The sequence below is a fragment of the Brevibacillus aydinogluensis genome (assembly GCF_961514395.1).
In the GTDB taxonomy this organism is placed as follows: Bacteria; Bacillota; Bacilli; order Brevibacillales; family Brevibacillaceae; genus Brevibacillus; species Brevibacillus aydinogluensis.
Genome location: NZ_OY569118.1, coordinates 916,101 through 936,801 on the forward strand (window position 1 = coordinate 916,101; position 20,701 = coordinate 936,801).

The window sequence follows — 20,701 nt, forward strand, 5'->3', positions numbered from 1 at the left end:
CAGCCAAGAAGTTGGCAGCGTCCGCGTACTATATCTCCAACGACGTTTGAATATGGACAGATTACCAAACAGGCGGTATACTATTCTCTACCAATGAATACGTATACATTCGAGGTAACGTTCCATGATCTCTTCCAAAGATGTTGCAAAATTGGCGGGGGTGTCCCAAGCCACCGTTTCCCGCGTACTGAACAACGCGAAAAGCGTGAAGCCCGAGACGAGAAAAAAGTGCTGCAGGCGATGGAAACCCTGCGCTATCAGCCCAATCTCATCGCCAGGAGCCTGGTGACGAACAGCACGAAAACCATCGCCTTGATTTCCGGTACGCTCAAAAACGGCTTTTTCGTGGAAACCACCGACTCCATTATCAACCTGGCGACCAAACACGGCTACAAAACCATGGTGTACTTTGAGGGAGAGGCAAAGCTGAAAGACATTGTGAACACCGTGATGGGAAACAAGGTGGACGGCATCCTGATGTCATCCATCCTGCTGGACGATCCCCTGTTTCACGAGATCGAGCAGTCCGGCATCCCGTACATGTTTTTCAACCGCCGCCCGAGAAACGGTGGGAACTACGTCGTTCTGGACAACACGCGGGCAGGCGAAATGATTACCAAGCATCTGTTGGACCTGGGACATGAAAGGATTGCCTACATTACGGGCGAACCCACGATCTCTACCTTTCTTGAACGGGAAACAGGGTTCAAAAAAGCGATGGAAGAGGCCGGCATCGAGATCGATCCGCAGCTGGTGTTTGTTACGAACACGACGTCAGCCGAGGTGGAAAAAATCACCTGGAGGTTGATGAACCTGGACGAACCGCCCACGGCGATCATCTGTGCGACCGATACCATGGCGTTGGCCTGCATGGATACGATCATGTCGATGGGGCTGTCCATCCCGGATGACGTAAGTCTGGTCGGGATTGATGACATCAAGATTTCCTCCCATCGCGCCATCCAATTGACAAGTATCGGTCATCACAAATTCAAGATGGGGGAGATCGCAGCCGAAAACCTGATCGAGATGATTCAGCAAGGGGAGCGCCCGAAACAGCTGCGACAGATTGTGCTGCAGCCCGAGCTGATTGTTCGCAAGACGACTGCCCGCCGCAAGTAGCCATGGCCGGGACACCTCTTTTTCGATGTTTATGAATACGTATTCATAGGGGCGATTCAAGAAAGAATCAGCATTGGATCAAAAGGTGTAACGACCCGCAGGAGGAGTGGTGGAGATGAATCAAAGCGAGATCACCGTCATGCACGTCGGCTCTCTCATCGACGGCAACGAGGTTACCGGGGGCGGCCGGATTCGGCACGAGGTTCGCAGTCCGTACAATGGCGAACTGATAGGAGTTGTGGACTTTGCGACGAGAGAAGATCTGGAACAGGCCATCCAAACCGCCCACCGGGTCTTTCAGCAAACCATGAAAAAAATGCCCGCGCACCAGCGGTCCGAGATTTTGCGGAAAGCTGCCGATGCCCTCGAGGCGCAGCGGGAGGATTTTGCTCACCTCCTGTCTCGTGAAGCGGGCAAGCCGATCCGCGATGCGCGGGGAGAGGTGGGACGTGCGGTGCAGGTACTGCGCTTCGCTGCCGACGTGGCCAAGGCCAACGACGGCGAACTCATCAAAATGGACAGTGCGGTCGGCGGAGAAAACCGAATCGGATTTGCCCGCCGCTATCCGGTTGGGGTGGTCGCCGCCATAACGCCGTTCAATTTCCCGCTGAATCTCGTTTTGCACAAGGTGGCCCCGGCCATCGCAGCAGGCTGCACCGTGGTCATAAAGCCGGCCGAAAAAACGCCGCTGTCCGCGCTGAAACTCGCCAGGCTGCTGCTACAGGCAGGGCTGCCGAAAGGGGCGTTGCATGTCGTGATGGGCACCGGTCCCGATCTGGGGGAACCGCTTGTCACCCACCCGCTGGTAAAGAAGGTGACCTTCACGGGAAGCGGGCCAGTCGGCTATAAAATCAAACAACTGGCGGGCAACAAAAAAGTAACCCTGGAGCTGGGCTCGAATTCGCCCAATCTGGTCTTCGAGGACGCCAACCTGGACGCAGCGATTTCCAGCATCGTGACGGGCGGGTTTGCCTATGCCGGCCAAGCGTGCATCTCAGTGCAGCGCATCTATGTGCAAAGGACGCTGTACCAGACGTTTCTCGATCGGCTTGTGCCGCGGGTGGCGAGCCTGCGCGTAGGGAATCCGGCCGAGGAAACAACAGATGTAGGTCCGCTGATTACGGAAGAGGCGGCCGTACGCGTGGAACAATGGGTGCAGGAAGCGGTCGAAAACGGTGCGAAAGTGCTCACCGGCGGCAAGCGGGAAGGATCCATTTACCATCCCACCGTTCTGGTGGATGTCAAGCCGGACATGAAAGTCGTATGTCAGGAAGTATTTGGCCCTGTCGTTGTCGTCATCCCGTTTGACACGGAAGAAGAAGCGGTATCACTCGCGAACGCTTCCGACTACGGCCTGCAGGCAGGCGTTTTCACGTCGGATATCAATCGTGCCTTTCGCCTGGCCGACGAGCTGGAAACCGGCGGGGTGTGGATTAACGAAGTGTCAACCGTTCGCCAGGACAACTATCCATACGGTGGCGTAAAACGGAGCGGGATCGGTAAAGAAGGCGTGAAATACGCCGTTGAGGATATGACCGAAGTGAAATTTATCGGTGTGAAGCTGCTGTAGACGGAAAATATGTGCGGGATAGGAGAGGAATGGACGATGAGCATTAGCGTGTTTCGAACACCGACTGAACTCGTGACGGGAATCGGCTCGATTGCACACATTGGGGAGAAGGCAAAGAAGCTGGGGGCAACAAAGGTTTTGGTCTTGACCGACAAGGTATTGAAGCAAACAGGTCTGGTCGACAAGGCCGTAACCCCGCTGACGCAAGCAGGCCTGCCCGTTCACGTGATTGATGAAATCATGCAGGAGCCTCCGTTTGAAAATCTGGAGCAGCTTGCCTCCCAGGTCAGGGGTCGGGGCTATGACGTGTTTGTCGGGATCGGGGGCGGTAGCGTGCTGGATGTGACCAAGGCCTTGTCCATTATGATGACCAACACGGGCGATGTGCGCGACCTGGTGGGCATTGACAAGGTGGCGAACAAGGGCGTGCCCTTCATCCTCGTGCCGACCACTTCCGGAACCGGGTCGGAAGTTACCTGCAACGCCATTTTTACGGACACGCGCGACCAGGTGAAAAAGGGAATTGTCTCACCGTACCTGCTCCCGGATGTGGCCATCGTCGATCCGGAACTAACGGTGACGGTGCCTCCATCCGTCACGGCCGCGACGGGGATGGACGCGTTTGTTCATGCGGTGGAGTCCTATACGGCGATTCGGGCAAATGAACTGACGGACGCGATTGCCCTGCACGCGATCAAACTGGTTTCCCGTTCCCTTCGCCAAGCCGTGTATCAGGGACATGACCTCAAAGCGCGCGAAGACATGGCGATGGGAAGTCTGCTCGCCGGCATTTCGCTGGGCAACGCCGGGGTAGGAGCCGTCCATGCGCTGGCCTATCCGCTGGGAGGCAAATTCAAAGTGCCCCACGGGGTGGCAAACTCCTTGCTGCTCCCCTACGTCATGAAGTACAATGTAGTTTCGAATATTCCCAAATTTGCGGAAGTGGCCAGGGCGATGGGAGAAAACGTAGACGGGTTGTCGCTTCGCGATGCAGCAATGCAGGCGGTCCACGCCATCGCCAAACTGTCTTGCGACGTGGGCATTCCCGCCAGCATCAGAGATGTTGGCGTGACAGAAGAAGACATTCCGGCCTTGGCAGCAGAAGCTAGCAAAATCGACAGACTGCTGAACAATAATCCACGCTGGCTGACGGCTGCGGACATCGAAACCATTTATCGTGAATCGTTCGCCGGCAAACTGTTTTTGGAATAATTTGTTTCCCGACCTCAGCACCGACTCGGCCTCTCTCGGTATGATGCGCCGTTTGGTGGACGAAGGCAAATACGGCCAGAAAAACGGACACGGTTTTTATCAATGGACAAAGGAATTTTTGCAGAAGAAGAACGACGAGCGGGAAGCAGAACTGATTTATTTGCTGAAAAAAGAGTGGGGGATCTAGCAAAATCTCGCTTGTTTCAAGCCATGCTTCATTTTCCTTCCTGTGAACAACACGATCATTGACACTGGATTCGTTTTCAAATCAGAGAATCGGAAATAATAGAGAGTATGGCTTGCTTTAATACGTGTCAATCTGTGGCCCGTACGGATTTTTGCGGCGGGCAGAATGAAAATCCAAGGAGCTGATTCCTGATGACACTGCGCTTGATCCCCTATCTGATCATGGACGGAAATGCCAAGGAAGCCATTCACTTTTACGAACAAGCACTGGATGCCAAAATCCTGTTTTACCAAACGTTTGGCGAGATGCCGGAAAACCCGGAATTTCCCCTGCCGGAAGAGGCAAAGGATCGCGTGTCGCATGCCATGATAAGGGTCGGCGAGTCGGACCTCATGTTTTCCGATACGTCTCCGGGCCAACCCCATCAGAGCGGCAGTCAAATCACCATCTGTATCTCGACGGACGACAAGGAAAAAGCGACACGAATCTATGAAGCCTTGAAGCAGGACGGTCAGGTGAACATGCCGCTGCAAGAGACGTTCTTTAGCCCGGCCTATGGGATTGTAACGGACAAGTTTGGCGTGACCTTCCAAATCAACACGGAGGGGAAACAACAGTAACGAAAACAGCTCTGCTCGCGTTGATTGCAGCAGAGCCGTTTTCCTTGGCGTTTTACGCCTGCCCAACCTGTGCTGTTCGTCGATAGAAAACTGTCAGCGGAAGGTGCTGACAGTTGTGAATTTTTTGGAGAAGCGATCGAAAAACGGGATTGACGGCACATCCCGCTTCGATGTATGATGTCATCAATATTAAAAAGCATAGTGGAAAACTTGGAATTACACATGCCTTCTTATCCAGAGCAGGCTGAGGGACTGGCCCGATGACGCCCGGCAACCGACTGTCAAGAGCATGCTGCTCTTGCGGCACGGTGCTAACTCCTGCAGGAATTATCCTGAGAGATGAGAGGTGAGCGAGCAAACCGCGCCTCTTTTCTCAAGGAAAAGAGGCGTTTGTTTTTTCGGTTTTTCCGTCCATGTCATTATTTTTTACGCACTCATGAGGGGGATGTACCAGATGAAAACGATCAACAAATGGATGTCTGCCAGTCTCGTCGCTGCTCTTTTGCTGACGGGCTGCACCAATGAACAGCCGCCGGCGCCGTCTGCCCAGTCTGCCACGTCACCGTCATCACAGCCGGCGGACGCGCCGCAGCAGCCGGGCGCATCACCGGCGGCGGCAACTCAGGCAGCTATTCCGGCGGCAGTGGACAAACCGTTGAAAATCGCTCTGGTCAGCGAGTTTTCCATCGGAACGTTTTCTGCCCAGTACCTGCAAGGAGTCAAAGAGCAGGTGAGCAAATTCGGCGGCGAGCTGGTCGTCTACAACGCGGACGGCGATTTGGGCAAAATGGCGGCCCACCTGGACACCGCGATCAACCAAAAAGTGGACGGCATCCTGATCAACCACGGCCGTGCGGAAGCGCTGCAGCCGGGGGTGGAGCGGGCGGTCAAGGCGGGGATTCCCGTCGTCGCGTTTGACAACGACCTGGACCAGGTGGAAGGCGTCACTGTAATTGACCAGGACGACTACAGCCTGGCCTGGCAGGGGCTGAAAAATCTGGCCCAATCCATCGACGGGAAAGGCAACATCGTCTACATCTGGGTGGGCGGTTTTGCGCCGATGGAAAAGCGCAACCGCGTCTACGAGATTTTTCTCAAGCGCTACCCCAACATCAAGGAGATCGCCCGCTTCGGTTCGGCCACGCCGAATACGGCGCTGGACACCCAGGCGCAGATGGATGCAATCCTGAAAAAGTTCCCCAACAAAGGCGACATTGCAGCCGTATGGGCGCCGTGGGACGAATTTGCCAAAGGGGCCACACGGGCGATCAAGGCGGCGGGACGGACGGAGATCAAGGTGTTCGGCATCGACCTGTCCGACGAGGACTTGCAGCTCATCCAGGAGCCGAACAGCCCGTGGAAAGCGTCGGCGGCGACTGATCCGGCGGACATCGGACGGGTGCAGAGCCGCTTCCTCTACCAAAAGATCGCCGGCGAACACACGCCCAAGTACTTCTCGCTCGATCCGCATCTGGTCAGCCAGGACAAACTGCCGGACCAACCGGTCAACATGTCCGACCTGACGCAATACGTGAGCGGATGGGGTCGAAGCGACGCCGCCATCTCGCCGTGGATGGCTGCGCTGGAGGCAAAGCACAAGTGACCGAAATGGACAGATCAGGGAGGGATGCGAGATGACGGCCTCTGTTTTGGAAATGAAGGGGATCGTAAAGCAGTACGGCGGGGTGTACGCCCTGCGCGGAGTGGATTTCACCGTGCGCGGCGGGGAGGTGCACGCCATCCTCGGAGCCAACGGAGCGGGCAAAAGCACGCTGATGAAAATTCTCTCCGGCGCAGAGCAGGCGACGGCCGGCAGCATTCTGATCGACGGCCGTGAGCTGGCCGTCAGCGGACCGCGGGATGCCAAGCGGGCCGGCATCCACCTCGTGCAGCAGGAAGTGGACACGGGGCTGATTCCCTCCCTGAGCGTCGCGGAAAACATACTTCTGGACCATACTGTCTCCGCCGGCGCCTGGTGGCATTCGCCGAAGCGTACGGTGGAACAGGCCCAACAGATACTCAGCCGGTGCGGTTTTTCCCTGCCGCTGAAGGCAAAGGCGGAGGAGCTGACGCTGGCGGAGAAACAGTTGGTGCTGCTGGCCCGGGCTGTGGCCCAGGATGTCCGCTTCGTCATCTTTGACGAGCCGACCGCGCCGCTCAGCCTGACGGAAGCTGCGGCGCTGTTTGAGCTGATTGCCAGCCTGAAGGCGGCAGGGCTGGGGATTGTCTACATCTCCCACCGGCTGCCGGAGGTGTTTGCCATCGCTGATCGCATCACTGTGCTGCGGGACGGCAGCCGGGTGTGGGAAAAGCGGACGGACCAGACCAGTCCGGAAGAGGCGGTGGCGGCGATGCTGGGCCGCCGCGAAGCCAATCAGGCGGACGAGAGATGCAGACGGGCAGGCGAGGTGTTGCTGGAAGCGAGAGAGCTGCGGATCGGCCACAAGGTGAAGCGGTTTGACGTTCAGCTGCGGCAGGGGGAGATCGTCGCGGTGGTGGGACTGGTGGGCGCCGGCAAGACGGAGGTGTCCCGTGCCCTGTTCGGCGCCGACCGGCTGGACGGCGGCGAGATCCGGCTGAGAGGGAAGACTCTGCGCCTCCGCAATCCTGGTGAGGCGATTCAAAACGGCATCGCGCTGATTCCCGAAGAGCGGCGGCTGCAGGGCATCCTGGTGGAGGAGCCGGTGAAGCACAACCTGACACTGGCCCACCTGAAGGCGTTTACGCGCGGAGGCTTTCTCTCGGACAAGGCGGAGCGCGAGGCGGCCCAATCCCTCGTGGAGCGGCTGGGCATCAAGACGGCCGGGCTGGATCAGCCGACGGGCAGCCTGTCCGGCGGCAATCAGCAGAAAGTGGCGATCGGCAAGTGGCTGTTGACCACGGCCAGCGTGTTCCTCTTCGACGAGCCGACCAAGGGCGTGGACATCGGCGCCAAGCAGGAGATTTTCCGCTTGATTAAGGAACTCGCGGACGAGGGCAGAGGCGTCTTGTACTTTTCCAGCGAGATTGACGAAACACTGGCGCTGGCCGATCGGCTGATCGTGCTGGAAAACGGACGGACCGCCGCCGAGTGGAGCCGGAGCGAATGGACGACAGGACGGATCACGGCCGAGACGGTGATGTATTACATGAGTGGAGGGAATCATCATGGAAGCAGTGCTGCAGGGTGAAAAAACAAAACAGACGCGGGGGTCGCTGGCGCAGCGGTACGGTGCGCTCCTGGCCATTCTGGCCGTGATCGTGTTTTTCAGCATCGTCAACGAAAACTTTCTCAGCTACGCCAATCTGGTGGACATCCTGCGTTCCATTTCCATCGTGACGCTGGTGGCAATCGGGGTTACCTTTTCCCTGATCGTGGGCGGCTTTGACCTGTCCGTCGGTTCGACGGTCAGCGTGGCGACGGTGCTCTCCGCCTCGCTCATGGTGTGGTACCGGCAGGAACTGCTGGTGGCGGTGGTTGTTCCGCTCCTGGCCGGTCTGGTGATCGGGCTGATCAACGCGTTGTTGGTGGTCAAGGTGCGGATTCCCGACATCCTGGCGACGCTCGTGTCGCTGTACGTCTTTCAGGGCATTCACCTCAGCTACACGCAGGGCTTTTCCATCTACAACAACATGCCGATGGCCGACGGCTCGTCCGCTCCCGGCATCATCATTCCGTCGTTTCTCTTCATCGGCCAGGGGGAAATATGGGGCATTCCCGTCCCGGTCATCCTGATGGCGCTGGCCGTCGTCGGCGTGCACGTGTTTCTCAACTACACCCGTTTCGGACGGATGCTGTACGTCACCGGCGGCAATCTGGAAGCGGCCCGCCTCTCCGGCGTACCGGTCAACAAGTACCGCACGCTGGCCTACATGCTGTCGGCGCTGTTCGCCTCCATCGGGGGGATCGTGCTGACGGCGCGGATCGGCACCGGCCAGGTGATGGCCGGATCGCCGCTGTTGATGGACGCCGTGGCTGCTGCGTTTATCGGGTTTTCCATCTTCGGGCAGGGCAAGCCCAACGCGTTCGGCACCTTTTGCGGCGCCATCCTGATGGGTGTGCTGATGAACGGGCTGACGATGATGAACGTGCCGTATTACGCCCAGGACATCGTCAAGGGGCTGGTGCTGGCAGGAGCGCTGACGCTTACCTATCTGCCCAGGCTGAAAAAATAGGCGGGCAGCCGATGGACTGCTGCTGTCGGGTTAGTGAGCTTTCTGTTTTTGCGAAAGCGACCGCCGAGCGACTGAAGCAGTAGTTTCCCGCTTTGTTTGATCGGAAAAAGGCGCGATGGCCGTCATGTCGGACGAGGGCGGCGATACGGCCATGCGCCCGGTTTACGCCCGCTGGCTTCCCGCCGGCAGTTCCGCCTGTCTTTTTCGGGCACGCTGGCTGTGTTTGTCCGCTGTGCGCCTGCCTTTTCCGGGAGCTTGCGAAAAAAATTTGTGAATGGAAAAAAATACGGGTTGATTTTTTCTTGTCTCCCCTGTATAGTATTGAATTGTCGCCACGGTGCGAAACAACAAACAGATACGTGCCCTTAGCTCAGCTGGATAGAGCGTTTGACTACGAATCAAAAGGTCGGGAGTTCGAATCTCTCAGGGCACGCCATAATGCAGAGGCGAGAACCCATCTCGCCTCCAGTCGGGAAGTGGCTCAGCTTGGTAGAGCGCTTGGTTCGGGACCAAGAGGTCGCAGGTTCAAATCCTGTCTTCCCGACCATTTTTATTTTTACGGACGTGCCGCTCAGCATTGTTGGCAGAAAACCAAGCCCCAAGGGGAGGCATACAAGCCCTACGCCGGTATGGGAATAGGGACAGCGGCTTTTCAGATGCAAAACAGACCGCCAGGAGGAGATCTCTGGCGGTCTTGCTGTTATTACGCCACCAAGCCCAATCCTCGTGCTGTCTGCGCGATGACAAACGTCACGGCAATCGCGATGGACAGCGGGATCAGAGCGGACAGCACGGTCCATTTGGCGCTTTTGGTCTCTTTGTAAATGTTGAACAGGGTCGTGCCGCAGGGATAGTGCAGCAGCGAGAACAGCATCATGTTCAGCGCGGTCAGCCACGTCCAGCCGTGTGCCAAAAAGATGTCCTTGATGTTGTCCAGGCCGTCAATGTCCACCATTGCCCCGGAGGACAGATATCCCATCAGAAGGATCGGCAGGACGATCTCATTGGCCGGCAGCCCGAGCAGAAAGGCCATGAGGATGTACCCGTCAAGTCCGAGCGCGTGGGCGAATGGATGGAAAAAAGAAGCCAGGTGATTCAAAATGCTGTCGCCGCCCACGGTCACGTTGCCCAGTATCCAGGTAATCACGCCGGCCGGAGCGGCGACGAGGACCGCCCGGGTCAACACGCTCAGGGATTTGTCCTTGGACGCCAGCAGCACGGTTTTGAGCATCTGCGGTTTCCGGTACGGCGGCAGCTCCAGCGTGTAGTGGGTGGGGACGCCGCGCAGCGCCGTTTTGGACAAAATCCAGGAGACGGTCAGGGTGACGACGATGCCGATCAGCACCATGCCCATGACGATCAGCGCCGTGACCAGCGTGTGGTACTGGCTGGCGACACCGGCGGCCACGAACAGTGAGGCGAGCAGGATCAGCGTCGGCCAGCGCCCGTTGCAGGGGACAAAGTTGTTGGTCAGGATCGCAATCATCCGCTCCCGCGGCGATTCAATGATCCGGGTGGAGATGATCGCCGCCGCGTTGCAGCCGAAGCCCATCGACATGGTCAGCGCCTGCTTGCCGTGCCCGCCCGCCTTTTTAAACAACCGGTCCATGTTGAATGCGACCCGCGGCAGATAGCCGAAGTTTTCCAGCAGCGCAAAGATCGGGAAGAAGATCGCCATTGGCGGCAGCATGACGCTGACGACCCAGGCTGTCCCGCGGAACAGCCCGAGCACGAGCAGGCCGTGCAGCCAGTCAGGGGCGTGAACAGCCTGAAACGCGGCCGTCAGGTGCCCTTCGATCCATCCGAACATGTCGGCCAGCATCCCGGACGGGACGTTGGCGCCGGCGATGGTGATCCAGAACACGACGCCGAGAATCGCCAGCATGATCGGGAAGCCCCAGATCGGCGAGGTGACGATTTTATCCAGCCGATACGTGCTTTCCAGCTTTTTGGGGTCTTCGTAGCGGACGGCCTCCCGGCAGATGTTCCGGGATGTCTGGTAAATGTCGCGGACGATGCCGTCGCGGATCGCGTCTCCGCCGGCCATGCACTGGGCCAGGGCAAACAGCGAGTCGAGCGAATCCGGCCTCTCAGTGGCAAGAAATCTGCTCATGGGGCACGACCTCCTTCATCCCGGTCGCTCCGACGGTGTCGAGGCGTGCCTTGAGGGAGGCGAGCAGCTTCTCGTCGCCGTCAAGCAGGCGGAGCGCAATCCATCTGGGCGAAAAACGCGTGCCCAACAGGTGCGTGACATGCGGCTCCAGCTCCCTGATTTTCTGCTCGATGTCCGCACTGTAGGAAATCGTCACGGGCTGCGGGATGATTTTGCCGGACGCCACTTTTTCCACCTCGGCCAGGAGCGCGTCGATTCCCGTCCGATTGCGGGCTGAGATGGCAACCGTCGGCACGCCCAGCTTTTGTCTGATTTTGGTTACGTCGACGTGAATGCCCAACCGCTTCGCTTCGTCGATCAGGTTGACGCAGAGGACGACGCGGTTGGTCATCTCCATCACCTGCAGCGCCAGATTCAGGTTGCGCTCCAGCGATGTGGCGTCCACGACGACGACAGTTACGTCGGGCTGTTCAAAAATGATGTAATCGCGCGCCACTTCCTCATCGGCGGAATTGGAATACAGTGAGTAGGTGCCCGGCAGGTCGATCACCCGGTAGGTGACGTCTTCGTGGACAAACTCACCGACGGCTGACTGCACCGTTTTTCCCGCCCAGTTTCCGGTGTGCTGGCGGAGGCCGGTCAGCGTGTTGAACAGCGTGCTCTTTCCGGTATTGGGATTGCCGGCCAGAGCGATTGTGTACGCAGCCAAAATCATTCACCTCCCAGGATGTTTCCGAATATCTGCGAGCTTTCTTCCCGGCGCAGGGCAATCGTCGTATTGTTCACACGAAATGCGACCGGATCGCCGAGCGGACTTTTCTGCAGGACCTCGATGACGTTTCCCGGGACGAATCCCAGGTCGAGCAGTCTTCGCCGCAGGACCCCCTGCACGTTGATTCCCGATAAAACAAGCCGCATTCCGGTTTTTGCCTCGGAAAGCGGAATTGTGGGCGAAGCCATGTGATGCCACCCCCTGTGGTTTTCGCATGGGACAAAATGTTTGCCAAGGGCAAATTTTTGCTTACAAAAAAATATGTGACAAAAGTAGATCAGGTTCTTACTGTTAGTATAGTACAAAATTTTTCTCTTAGGAACAAAAAGTTTCTCTAGTGCAACATTTCGTCCTTTGTGCAACACTCCGATGCCGGAGCGGCAGGCATTCGGCACGACTTTGACTCATTTGTCTGTTATAATGGAAATCGTAACGGTTCTCTTTTGGGGTGGTGACTGGATGATATCAAACGAGATGCAGGATTCCTGTGACGATACGTGTCAAGGAACGGAACCGACAGCCGCTGAAATAAAGGAAGCCATGATTGATAACGACACGGCCGGGGCGCTCGCCGATCTGTTTCGCGCGCTGAGCGATCCTACCCGGGTCAAGATCATTTACGCTTTATTGCACAGGGAGCTGTGCGTCCACGACATCTCCACGGCCCTGGACATGGGGCAGTCAGCGGTGTCGCACCAGCTCCGTTATCTGCGAAATCTGCGCATCGTCAAACGGCGAAAGGCGGGAAAAACCGTCTTTTACTCCCTGGACGACGATCATATTGAACAGATATTCGTGCAGACGCTTCAGCACATGAAACACGGCTGATCGTCCGAGACCCGCTTGCTTGGCAGGCGGGTTTTTTTGTCTGCGCTGCGGCCTGCATGCACGGCTGTCCGCCCGGGAAAAATTGTGTTGACGTTTTGCAGCCGGAAAAAATAAGATGATTGTGAGGATAAAATACATGAACAATTAATCATGTGTTTGAGCGGGGTGGAACGAATGGCCAATACGGATGAGTGCTGCAAAGCGGCCTCCCACGCGGAAACAGGATGCTGCGGCAACGGTACTGCCGTTGAGACCTGCAGTGAAACATTGTCCCTGATCGGTCTGCACTGTGCCGACTGTGCGGCACGTCTGGAGAAAAGCCTGGCCCGGTTGCCCGGGATGGCGCGGGCGGAAGTGAACGCCGCCGTCGCCAAGGCAAGCGTCAGCTACGATCCGCATCGGACGACCTATGAGCAGATTGTCGACACCATCCGGAAACTGGGCTACGACGTCGCCCCGCAGCAGCGGGGGACGGCCACGGCTCGCTTCCGCATCCGCGGGATGGACTGCGCCGATTGCGCGCAAAAGCTGGAGAAAAAGGTGGGAGCCCTGCCCGCCGTGCATCGCGTCCAGGTCAATTTCGGCGCGGCGATCATGACCGTCGAGCATGACGGAACGGCAGTTGACCGCGTGATCGACACTGTGCGCCAGGCGGGCTACGAAGCCGTCCGGGAGCAGGAAGCGAACAGGCGGGAGGAAGAGCGGGGCTTTTGGCGGCAAAACAAAAAAGCCTGGTCGACCGTGACTGCCTCCCTTTTGTTTCTCGCCGCCTGGGGCCTGGGGTTCGCGCCGGCAGCACCGGAGCCGCTCATCACGCTGCTCTACGCGCTGTCCATCCTGGCCGGCGGCGTTCGCATCGCCAAAAGCGGCCTGTACGGTCTCAAGTCGCGAACGGTCGGCATCGACTTTCTGATGACGATCGCTGTCATCGGGGCGGTGGCGATCGGCGAGTGGGCGGAAGGAGCGGCGGTGGTCTGCCTGTTTTCGCTGGGGGAAACGCTGGAGGCCTATACCATGGACCGGACGAGACGATCGCTGCGCAGCCTGATGGAACTGGCGCCGGCTGAAGCTCTCGTCCTGCGCGACGGTCGGGAGTTGACGCTTCCGGTGGAACAGATTCGCGTCGGCGACACGATTCTGGTCAAACCGGGGGAAAAGATCGCGATGGACGGCATCGTGACCGACGGGCGGCCGACCGTCAACCAGGCGCCCATTACCGGCGAGTCCGTACCGGTGGAGAAGGGAGCCGGAGACGAGGTGTTCGCCGGCACGATCAACCAGCAGGGAGCGCTGACGGTCAGGGTGACCAGACGGGCCGAAGACAACACCTTGTCCCGGATCGTTCATCTCGTGGAAGAAGCACAGGCGCAGAAGGCGCCGTCGCAGCGCTTTGTCGACGCCTTTGCCGCCTACTACACGCCGGCGGTGATCGCCGTGGCTGTCGCGATTGCGGCCGTTCCGCCGCTTCTGTTCCAGCAGCCGTTTGCGGACTGGTTTTACCGAGCGCTGATGATGCTTGTCGTCTCGTGCCCCTGCGCGCTGGTCATTTCCACCCCTGTCTCTATCGTCTCCGCCATCGGCAATGCCGCACGCAGCGGGATTTTGATCAAAGGGGGCATCCATCTGGAACGGCTCGGTGCCGTTTCAGTGATGGCCTTTGACAAGACGGGGACGCTCACCCAGGGGCTTCCCGAAGTAACCGGGATCATCCCTGTGTCTGCTCTGACGGAGGTGGAGGTTCTCGCCATCGCCGCTGCCGTGGAAGCCCGATCGGAACACCCCTTGGCGGCAGCCATCGTCCGCAAGGCGAAGCAGGAGGGCGTGGCCATCCCTGACAGCGATCAGTTTGTCTCCGTCCCCGGCGGCGGGGTGAAAGCCCGGGTGAACGGCATCACGTACATGATCGGAAACCCCCGGTGGATCTCCGGCGACGCGGGGCTCTCGCTGGAGCGGGTCGAGCAGCGGATCGAGCAGCTTCGAGAGTCCGGCCACACCTTGATGGTGCTGGGCACGGAACAGCAGGTGGTGGCGCTGATCACGCTGGCCGACGCGGTCCGTCCGTCCAGCAGGACAGCGATTCGGGAACTGCGCTCCCTGGGGATAGAGCGGATGGTCATGCTGACCGGAGATCACCGGGGCGCGGCTCGCGCTGTCTCCAGCGAACTGGGAGGCATCGACTGCCATGCCGAACTGCTCCCGGAAGACAAGCTGACCCTCATCCGGGAGTGGCAGTTCTGCTGGCGCCAGCGTGGCCATGGTGGGGGATGGCGTCAATGACGCGCCGGCGCTTGCTGCGGCGACCGTGGGCATCGCCATGGGCGGTGCCGGATCGGATACGGCGCTGGAAACGGCCGACATCACCCTGATGGCCGACGATCTGTCCAAACTTCCCTACGCCGTCAATCTCAGCCGGCGGACGCTGCGCATTATCAAGCAGAACATCGCGTTTTCGCTGCTGGTGAAGGCGGTCTTTCTGCTGATGATCGCGTTTGGCTGGTCCACGCTGTGGATGGCTGTGCTGGCCGATACGGGAAGCTCCCTGATCGTGATCGCCAACGGCATGCGGCTGCTGCGGTCCGCCGAGCGCGCCTAAGCGCTCCCGGTCCGCACCGGGCAGGCGGCGGGCTAGGCAGCAGCCCGCTGCCTTTTTTAGTCCAGCCACCATCCCACCGGCCCGTCTGGCGCTTCAATGCGCACAAATCAGCGGTCAGCTGCCATCCTTCACTCCCCGCAGTTTGGCGATCGCCAGCAGCACGAGCGGGATGACATAGGCGATCACCACTCCGAAATAGCCGAGCCGGTCGCCAAAGGTAAAAAACTCGGTCTGGTTTTGCGGCATCATCGCAATCAGGTAGATAATCGGCGAGAGGATGAGAATCCACGTAAATCTTGAAATCCGGGTAAACACGGACTGCAGCGTGGTTATGGCCAGATCAAACGAGATGCTGCAGGTGTTAAAGATGGTCATGATCCAGATGGTGAAAAAGACGGATTCGACCCGCTCGATAAACCCGCCGGGCACCTCCACACCTTTTGCCAGCTCGATGGTGGGAAAGGTCAGATTTCTGACCACCTCCGATGAAAAGACGCCGATGACTATCATGTAGATGGTCATGTACAGCAGGATGGGAATCGCCATTCCCAGCGTGACTGATTTGGGGGCATCCTGCGGACGTTTCATCAGAATCGTGTAAAACAGCACCAATTCCCCACCGGTCATGGAAAGGCCCAATCTTTTCACACCGCTGAGCAGGGACATCCAGTCAGTAGAGAAGAACGGCCGGACGTTTTCCCATTCCAAAAAGCGCAGCGTGTACATCTGGACCATGAGAATGACCAGCAGCACGATCGGCAGAAAGATGAGATTGAGACGCAGCAGCGCCAGGCGCGATCCAGCCGCAACATACTGGACGATCAGCAGAAAGGCCAGCGTGATCATCTCCACCGGCGTGTTCGTAAACAGGCACTGCTTGGTGATAATGCCGACAGCCCGGATTTCAAAGGAGGCCATCCATATGCTGTGCACGCTAAAGAGCAGAGTGAGCAGATACGCGAACGGCCGGCCTGTGATCACCGCCACTAACTCGAAAAAGGGACGGGTGGGAAAGCGGCTGGCCAGCTTGCCCAACAGCCAACTGATGGTACAGACGACAGTGCCGGCGATGAGGATGGAAATCCACCCGTCAAACGAATCGGTTTCCTCCGCAATCGAACGGGGAAAGGTGAGGATGCCTACGGCGATCACGTAATTGGCGATGATGAAGATCATCTCTCGGGTACTGATTTTTTGATCCACATAGGAAACGTTGTTCATGGCGAATCCCCTGTCTTCATGCGAATGTTTTTGCGCTCATTCCCGCTTGTCGCATTTCCATGGCGGATCGCCGTGCTCGCGCAGCTTGCGGAACATGATGTGGAGGCTCCACGGAATCAGCACAGACAGCACCGCCCCGGCACATGTCATAAACGGGGGAAGAATGCCGAATAGCTTGTTCAACATGGCCACACCGCCTTAACGTACTTCGTTCCTGCTGCGGGTTTCCGTTGTATTGATCTCGCCCACATTGCGGATGTACACGGTTGCCTTGACGTCGATTTCGCTCGATGCGAAGTAATTTCTGCCGTAGTCCCAGTCGTGTTTGAGCTGCTTCCAGAGGTGGGGATGCTCCTGTTTCAAGTAAGTGCCCAACCCGAGCACATCTGTTTTCATCTGCTTGTGCACCTTTCTGATCGTGTCGCGGGCCATTCGCTCGATCTCTTTGGCCAGGTGATCCTGCAGCGTTTTTAACGCATCTTTGCTCAGGTAATTCATTGGCTTGAACGTCTCGTCGATCACGCCTTCACACGTGATGGTGTAGACGAATCGCATCCGCTCCTTGTGCCGGGTATCCGCCTTGATTTTCCGGCTGGCCGACTCAATGTTAAATGTCACCAGTTCGCGATCGAGCACTGCCTTCAGCATGCCCCCCTTAACGCGGTCGGTGAGGAAGTTCAAGCCTTCCGTTTCTTCTTCGCCCAAAAAACCGACCATGCGGTTTGATTTTCCATTAAACACGGCCGCGCCGGCCACTTTCACTTCCTTTTCGTTTGAGGTAATGCGGGGAAGCACAAAGCTGTGCTCGTTCATCAGATTTTCGTGGCATTCACCCAACCATATTTCCGGCAATATCCGCGCGTTTTTTTGGATGTTTTCGGCCACGGCGTTGATGTACATGGCCGGCAGTTTCTCGTTAATAGGGGAGATTTCCAGGACGGGCCTGGCGTCCCCCTTGGCGATCATCACCTTGCTGCTACGGCGCAGTTCCGGATCGCGCAGGAAAAAGTCGAGCGCGTCGGCAAAGGCGTGATTGGCCTTGGCCACCTCTTCGGAGATGATCAGCACTTTCAGGTGCTGGTAAAACGGAAACCGGCTGCTCCGCGTCGCCAGCTCACTGGAAATCTCCAGCAGGGAATCCCCTTCTGATGCGAGGTTCAAAAACGCCTCGTTGGCACTGCCCTGGACGCCTCTTTGCTGCGAACCGGAAACCAGTCCGCCGGGAACCACGAACTGGTGGGTAACCAAAAACCGCCATCGTCCCTCCGGCCTGTCTGGCGCTTCCTTTTCTGCTGTTTCCTCTGCGGCTGAGGAGCGGGGGAAGTCAATCGCCACGCCGATGACAAAACCGCGCTCTTCGATGGGCACCTGATCCCAGCACCCGGATGTCAGGAAAGCGCACAGACCGATCAAGGCAGTGCGCACGAATCGGCGGTCAATCACTCTCCTTCACCCCCCGCAGTTTGGCGATCGCCAGCAGCAGGAGCGGGATGACATAGGCGATCACCACACCGAAGTAGCTGAGCCGGTCGCCAAAGGCAAAAAACTCGTTCTGGTTTTGCGGCGACATCGCAATCAGGTAGACAATTGGCGAGATCATGAGAATCCACGTAAATTTCGAAAACCGGGTAAATACGGACCGCAGCGTGGTTATGGTCAGATCAAACCAGATGGTGCTGGTGTTAAAGATGGTCATGATCCAGATGGTGAAAAAGAGGGATTCGACCCGTTCGATAAACCCGCCGGGCACCTCGACACCTTTTGCCAGCTCGATGGTGGGAAAGGTCAGATTTCTGGCCACCGCCGCTGAAAAGACACCGATGATCACCATGTAAATGGTCATGTACAGCAGGACAGGAATCGCCAGTCCCAGGATGACTGATTTGGGGGCATCCTGCGGACGTTTCATCAGGAGCGTGTAAAAAAGCACGATTTCCGGGCCGGACATGGACAGGGTCACTCCTTTCGCACCTTTGAGCAGGGTCATCCAGTCGGAAGAGAAGAACGGCCGGACGTTTTCCCATTCCAAAAAGCGCAGCGTGTACATCTGGACCATGAGAATGACCAGCAGCACGATCGGCAGAAAGATGAGGTTGAGACGCAGCAGCGCCATGCGCGATCCTGCCACGGCATACTGGACGATCAGCAAAAAGGCCAGCGTGATCATCTCCACCGGCGTGTTCGTGAACAGGTACTGCTTGGCGATATTGCCGACAGCCCGGACTTCAAAGGAGACCATCAATATGCTGTACACACCAAAGAGCAGAGTGAGCAGATACGCGAACGGCCGGCCGACGATCAGCGCCACGTAATCGAAATAGGTACGGGTGGGAAAGCGGCTGGCCAGCTTGCCCAACAGCCAGCCGATGAGACAGACGGCAGCGCCGCCGATGAGGACAGAAATCCATCCGTCAAACGCATCGGTCTCCTTCGCAATCGAACGGGGAAAAGTGAGGATGCCTACACCGATCACGGCATTGGCGATGATGATCACCATCTCTCTGGTGCGGATTTTTTGATCCGCATAGGGAACGTTGTTCATGGCGCATCCTCTGTCTTCATGCGAATGTGGTCTTTTGGCTGCCCGGTCTCCGGCCGTTTTCGCATAAACGTCACGGGAGCACGCAGCAGCAGATCCTTCCAGTCGTTCAGCAGTTGCGGCGCAAACGGCGTCAGGTACGGCACACCCAGGCTCGTCAGATTGGCCAGGTGAATAAAGATGGCGACAAACATGAGCACGACTCCGTACAGGCCGAAGATAGCGGCGGCAAACATCACAACAAAGCGGATCATGCGAAACGTCAGCGCCAGGTTGTAAGCGGGGATGGCAAACGAGGCGATCGCTGTCAGGGCGACGACGATGACCATGACCGGGCTGACGAGTCCGGCTGATACGGCCGATTCGCCGATCACCAAACCGCCGACGATCCCCACCGTCTGACCGATTGGTTTCGGCAGGCGCAGACCGGCCTCCTGAAGCAGCTCCATCGTCGCCACCATCAGCAGCGCTTCGACAAACGCCGGAAACGGAACGCCTTCTCTCGTCGCTGCGATAGAGAAGGCCAGGTCGGATGGGATCAGTCCGGGATGATAGGTGACGAGCGCGACGTACAACGCTGGAGAAAAGACCGCCAGAAACGCGGCGACGTAGCGAAGCAGTCGGGCCAGCGTTCCGACAATCCAGCGCTCGTAAAAGTCTTCCGGCGAATGAAGCAGCATGCTGAAGGTAACCGGCACGATCAGGCCCATCGGGGTACCGTCCAGCAAGATGGCCACCCTGCCTTGAAACAGCGCGGAAGCCACCTTGTCCGGCCGCTCGGTCACCTGGCATTGCGGGAACGGCGAAAGAAAGTCGTCTTCGATCCACTGTTCGATAAATCCAGATTCTTCCACCTCATCAACGTCGATGGTGGCCAGCCGCCGTTTCACCTCTTGCACGAGCGCGGGATTGGCGATGTCCTGCATGTAGGCGATAATCAAATCGGTCTTGCTGCGCCGTCCCACGTTCATGGTATCAAAGCGGAGCTGGACGTCCCTGACCCGCCGCCGGACGAGCATCGTATTGTCCCGGATGTTCTCGGTAAACCCTTCCCGTGGGCCCCGCACCAGCCCTTCCGACACCGGCTCGTCGATAGTGCGGGTCTGCCAGCCTCGGCTGTCGATCACGATGGTTTGGGCTGTGCCGTCGACAAACAGGGCGGTATCTCCTGCGAGTACCCGGTCATACATGGCTTCAAATGTTGATTCCAGTTTGACCTCGATGGTAGACAGCACTTCTCTCAACAGGAACGTCAGCATTTCTTCGCCCGGCGGAGGGAGCTTCTTGCCCGATGCCGGCAGTGTCAGCTGGATGTGCTTGACGACTTTGTCATTGATGAGATCAGAGTCCACCAGTCCGTCGAAGCAAACCACGGCGCACGTTAGCGAGGTATTGTCGATCGAAAATGTCCGGACGATCAGATCTTGCGGGTTACCCAACGTCTGCTTGATGGCCGTCAGGTTTTCCTCAAGACGGGGGTAGAGCGGGGTGGACAGGTCGGGCGTCTGCTGCGGGCGTCGCTTCAACTGCGAAGCCATTGTTTTTGTCGGCCTCTTATTTTTGCGATACACCTGGAGGTCCCTCCTGTCGTGGAAACACAAGCCTGTTAGTGCGATTTTTTCCGGAAGTGAGCGGAATTATGCGAACGCTGCCGCCTCTGCGGTGCCGGTTTGCCCCTGCATGTAAGTTCCAATACCGCATTCGCGCAAAAGAATTGAAGAACGAGGGGAGGTGTGGTACATTCGGCATGGTAGAATAGGAGAGTGGAG

The 20,701-nt window shown here is 57.9% G+C and carries 18 protein-coding genes, 2 tRNA genes, 2 pseudogenes and 1 riboswitch; of the genes and pseudogenes, 14 read left to right on the forward strand and 8 right to left on the reverse strand.

The genetic code is table 11. From position 1 onward, the window contains the following. The first annotated feature begins 124 nt into the window (after positions 1 to 124). From Q7F15_RS20545 to Q7F15_RS04445, 11 genes are all read left to right on the forward strand, one after another. On the forward strand, positions 125 to 289 hold the full coding sequence (locus Q7F15_RS20545) for a LacI family DNA-binding transcriptional regulator (protein WP_368509250.1): 165 nt from the start codon (positions 125 to 127) through the stop codon (positions 287 to 289). Continuing rightward, the gene (locus Q7F15_RS04400) at positions 229 to 1,122 is read left to right on the forward strand and encodes a LacI family DNA-binding transcriptional regulator (RefSeq protein ID WP_304415163.1); all 894 of its coding nucleotides are present in this window, start codon (positions 229 to 231) and stop codon (positions 1,120 to 1,122) included. Before Q7F15_RS20545 ends, Q7F15_RS04400 begins: the two co-directional genes overlap by 61 nt. A gap of 115 nt (positions 1,123 to 1,237) precedes the next feature. Then, a complete protein-coding gene (locus tag Q7F15_RS04405) occupies positions 1,238 to 2,692 on the forward strand; it encodes an aldehyde dehydrogenase family protein (RefSeq protein ID WP_212132077.1) in 1,455 nt (484 codons plus the stop codon). A 36-nt stretch (positions 2,693 to 2,728) separates the two neighbouring features. Then, positions 2,729 to 3,904: an iron-containing alcohol dehydrogenase gene (locus Q7F15_RS04410; RefSeq protein WP_230077319.1), complete on the forward strand. Its 1,176-nt coding sequence runs from the start codon at positions 2,729 to 2,731 to the stop codon at positions 3,902 to 3,904. Positions 3,905 to 3,959: 55 nt separating this feature from the next. Then, positions 3,960 to 4,091, forward strand: a complete 132-nt coding sequence (locus tag Q7F15_RS04415) for a hypothetical protein (protein ID WP_256379883.1) — start codon at positions 3,960 to 3,962, stop codon at positions 4,089 to 4,091. Positions 4,092 to 4,282: 191 nt separating this feature from the next. Then, complete coding sequence (locus Q7F15_RS04420) at positions 4,283 to 4,711, forward strand: VOC family protein (protein WP_171565955.1); 429 nt, start codon at positions 4,283 to 4,285, stop codon at positions 4,709 to 4,711. Positions 4,712 to 4,938: 227 nt separating this feature from the next. Continuing rightward, positions 4,939 to 5,057, forward strand: a riboswitch (SAM riboswitch). Positions 5,058 to 5,165: 108 nt separating this feature from the next. Beyond that, complete coding sequence (locus Q7F15_RS04425) at positions 5,166 to 6,314, forward strand: sugar ABC transporter substrate-binding protein (protein ID WP_376717851.1); 1,149 nt, start codon at positions 5,166 to 5,168, stop codon at positions 6,312 to 6,314. A gap of 31 nt (positions 6,315 to 6,345) precedes the next feature. Then, positions 6,346 to 7,881 (forward strand): sugar ABC transporter ATP-binding protein, encoded by a 1,536-nt coding sequence (locus Q7F15_RS04430; protein WP_304415164.1) that lies wholly within the window; start codon positions 6,346 to 6,348, stop codon positions 7,879 to 7,881. Beyond that, complete coding sequence (locus Q7F15_RS04435) at positions 7,859 to 8,866, forward strand: ABC transporter permease (protein ID WP_171565960.1); 1,008 nt, start codon at positions 7,859 to 7,861, stop codon at positions 8,864 to 8,866. The genes Q7F15_RS04430 and Q7F15_RS04435 overlap by 23 nt, the downstream gene beginning before the upstream one ends. A 359-nt stretch (positions 8,867 to 9,225) precedes the next feature. Then, positions 9,226 to 9,302, forward strand: a tRNA-Arg gene (locus tag Q7F15_RS04440). A gap of 34 nt (positions 9,303 to 9,336) precedes the next feature. Next, positions 9,337 to 9,413: transfer RNA gene (locus Q7F15_RS04445), tRNA-Pro, on the forward strand. A 156-nt stretch (positions 9,414 to 9,569) separates the two neighbouring features. On the opposite strand, the gene Q7F15_RS04450 is transcribed toward Q7F15_RS04445, so the two are convergent. Genes Q7F15_RS04450 through Q7F15_RS04460 form a run of 3 tightly spaced genes read right to left on the reverse strand, consistent with a single transcriptional unit; the run spans position 9,570 to position 11,939 of the window. Beyond that, complete coding sequence (locus Q7F15_RS04450; RefSeq protein ID WP_171565961.1) at positions 9,570 to 10,979, reverse strand: nucleoside recognition domain-containing protein; 1,410 nt, start codon at positions 10,977 to 10,979, stop codon at positions 9,570 to 9,572. Beyond that, positions 10,957 to 11,688: a FeoB small GTPase domain-containing protein gene (locus Q7F15_RS04455; RefSeq protein WP_171565962.1), complete on the reverse strand. Its 732-nt coding sequence runs from the start codon at positions 11,686 to 11,688 to the stop codon at positions 10,957 to 10,959. Before Q7F15_RS04455 ends, Q7F15_RS04450 begins: the two co-directional genes overlap by 23 nt. A gap of 2 nt (positions 11,689 to 11,690) precedes the next feature. Then, a complete protein-coding gene (locus Q7F15_RS04460) occupies positions 11,691 to 11,939 on the reverse strand; it encodes a FeoA family protein (RefSeq protein WP_171565963.1) in 249 nt (82 codons plus the stop codon). Positions 11,940 to 12,210: 271 nt separating this feature from the next. Here Q7F15_RS04460 and Q7F15_RS04465 point away from each other — a divergent pair, with 271 nt between their 5' ends. The 3 genes and pseudogenes from Q7F15_RS04465 (at position 12,211) to Q7F15_RS04475 (ending at position 15,172) form a co-directional block, all read left to right on the forward strand. Continuing rightward, a complete protein-coding gene (locus tag Q7F15_RS04465) occupies positions 12,211 to 12,579 on the forward strand; it encodes an ArsR/SmtB family transcription factor (protein WP_171565964.1) in 369 nt (122 codons plus the stop codon). 174 nt (positions 12,580 to 12,753) lie between these two features. After that, positions 12,754 to 13,023, forward strand: a pseudogene (locus tag Q7F15_RS04470) (cation transporter); the annotation flags it as partial. Between the two features lie 57 nt (positions 13,024 to 13,080). Next, positions 13,081 to 15,172: pseudogene (locus Q7F15_RS04475) on the forward strand (heavy metal translocating P-type ATPase). A gap of 114 nt (positions 15,173 to 15,286) precedes the next feature. Here Q7F15_RS04475 and Q7F15_RS04480 read toward each other — a convergent pair. The 5 genes from Q7F15_RS04480 to Q7F15_RS04500 are packed head-to-tail and all read right to left on the reverse strand — an operon-like array spanning position 15,287 to position 20,470. Further along, positions 15,287 to 16,393, reverse strand: a complete 1,107-nt coding sequence (locus Q7F15_RS04480) for a GerAB/ArcD/ProY family transporter (protein ID WP_230077316.1) — start codon at positions 16,391 to 16,393, stop codon at positions 15,287 to 15,289. A gap of 36 nt (positions 16,394 to 16,429) precedes the next feature. Beyond that, complete coding sequence (locus Q7F15_RS04485; RefSeq protein ID WP_171565968.1) at positions 16,430 to 16,579, reverse strand: hypothetical protein; 150 nt, start codon at positions 16,577 to 16,579, stop codon at positions 16,430 to 16,432. 12 nt (positions 16,580 to 16,591) lie between these two features. Further along, on the reverse strand, positions 16,592 to 17,836 hold the full coding sequence (locus Q7F15_RS04490) for a Ger(x)C family spore germination protein (RefSeq protein WP_311837544.1): 1,245 nt from the start codon (positions 17,834 to 17,836) through the stop codon (positions 16,592 to 16,594). Further along, a complete protein-coding gene (locus Q7F15_RS04495) occupies positions 17,829 to 18,935 on the reverse strand; it encodes a GerAB/ArcD/ProY family transporter (RefSeq protein WP_304415165.1) in 1,107 nt (368 codons plus the stop codon). The genes Q7F15_RS04490 and Q7F15_RS04495 overlap by 8 nt, the downstream gene beginning before the upstream one ends. Further along, positions 18,932 to 20,470, reverse strand: a complete 1,539-nt coding sequence (locus Q7F15_RS04500) for a spore germination protein (protein ID WP_438286238.1) — start codon at positions 20,468 to 20,470, stop codon at positions 18,932 to 18,934. Before Q7F15_RS04500 ends, Q7F15_RS04495 begins: the two co-directional genes overlap by 4 nt. Positions 20,471 to 20,701: the final 231 nt, after the last annotated feature.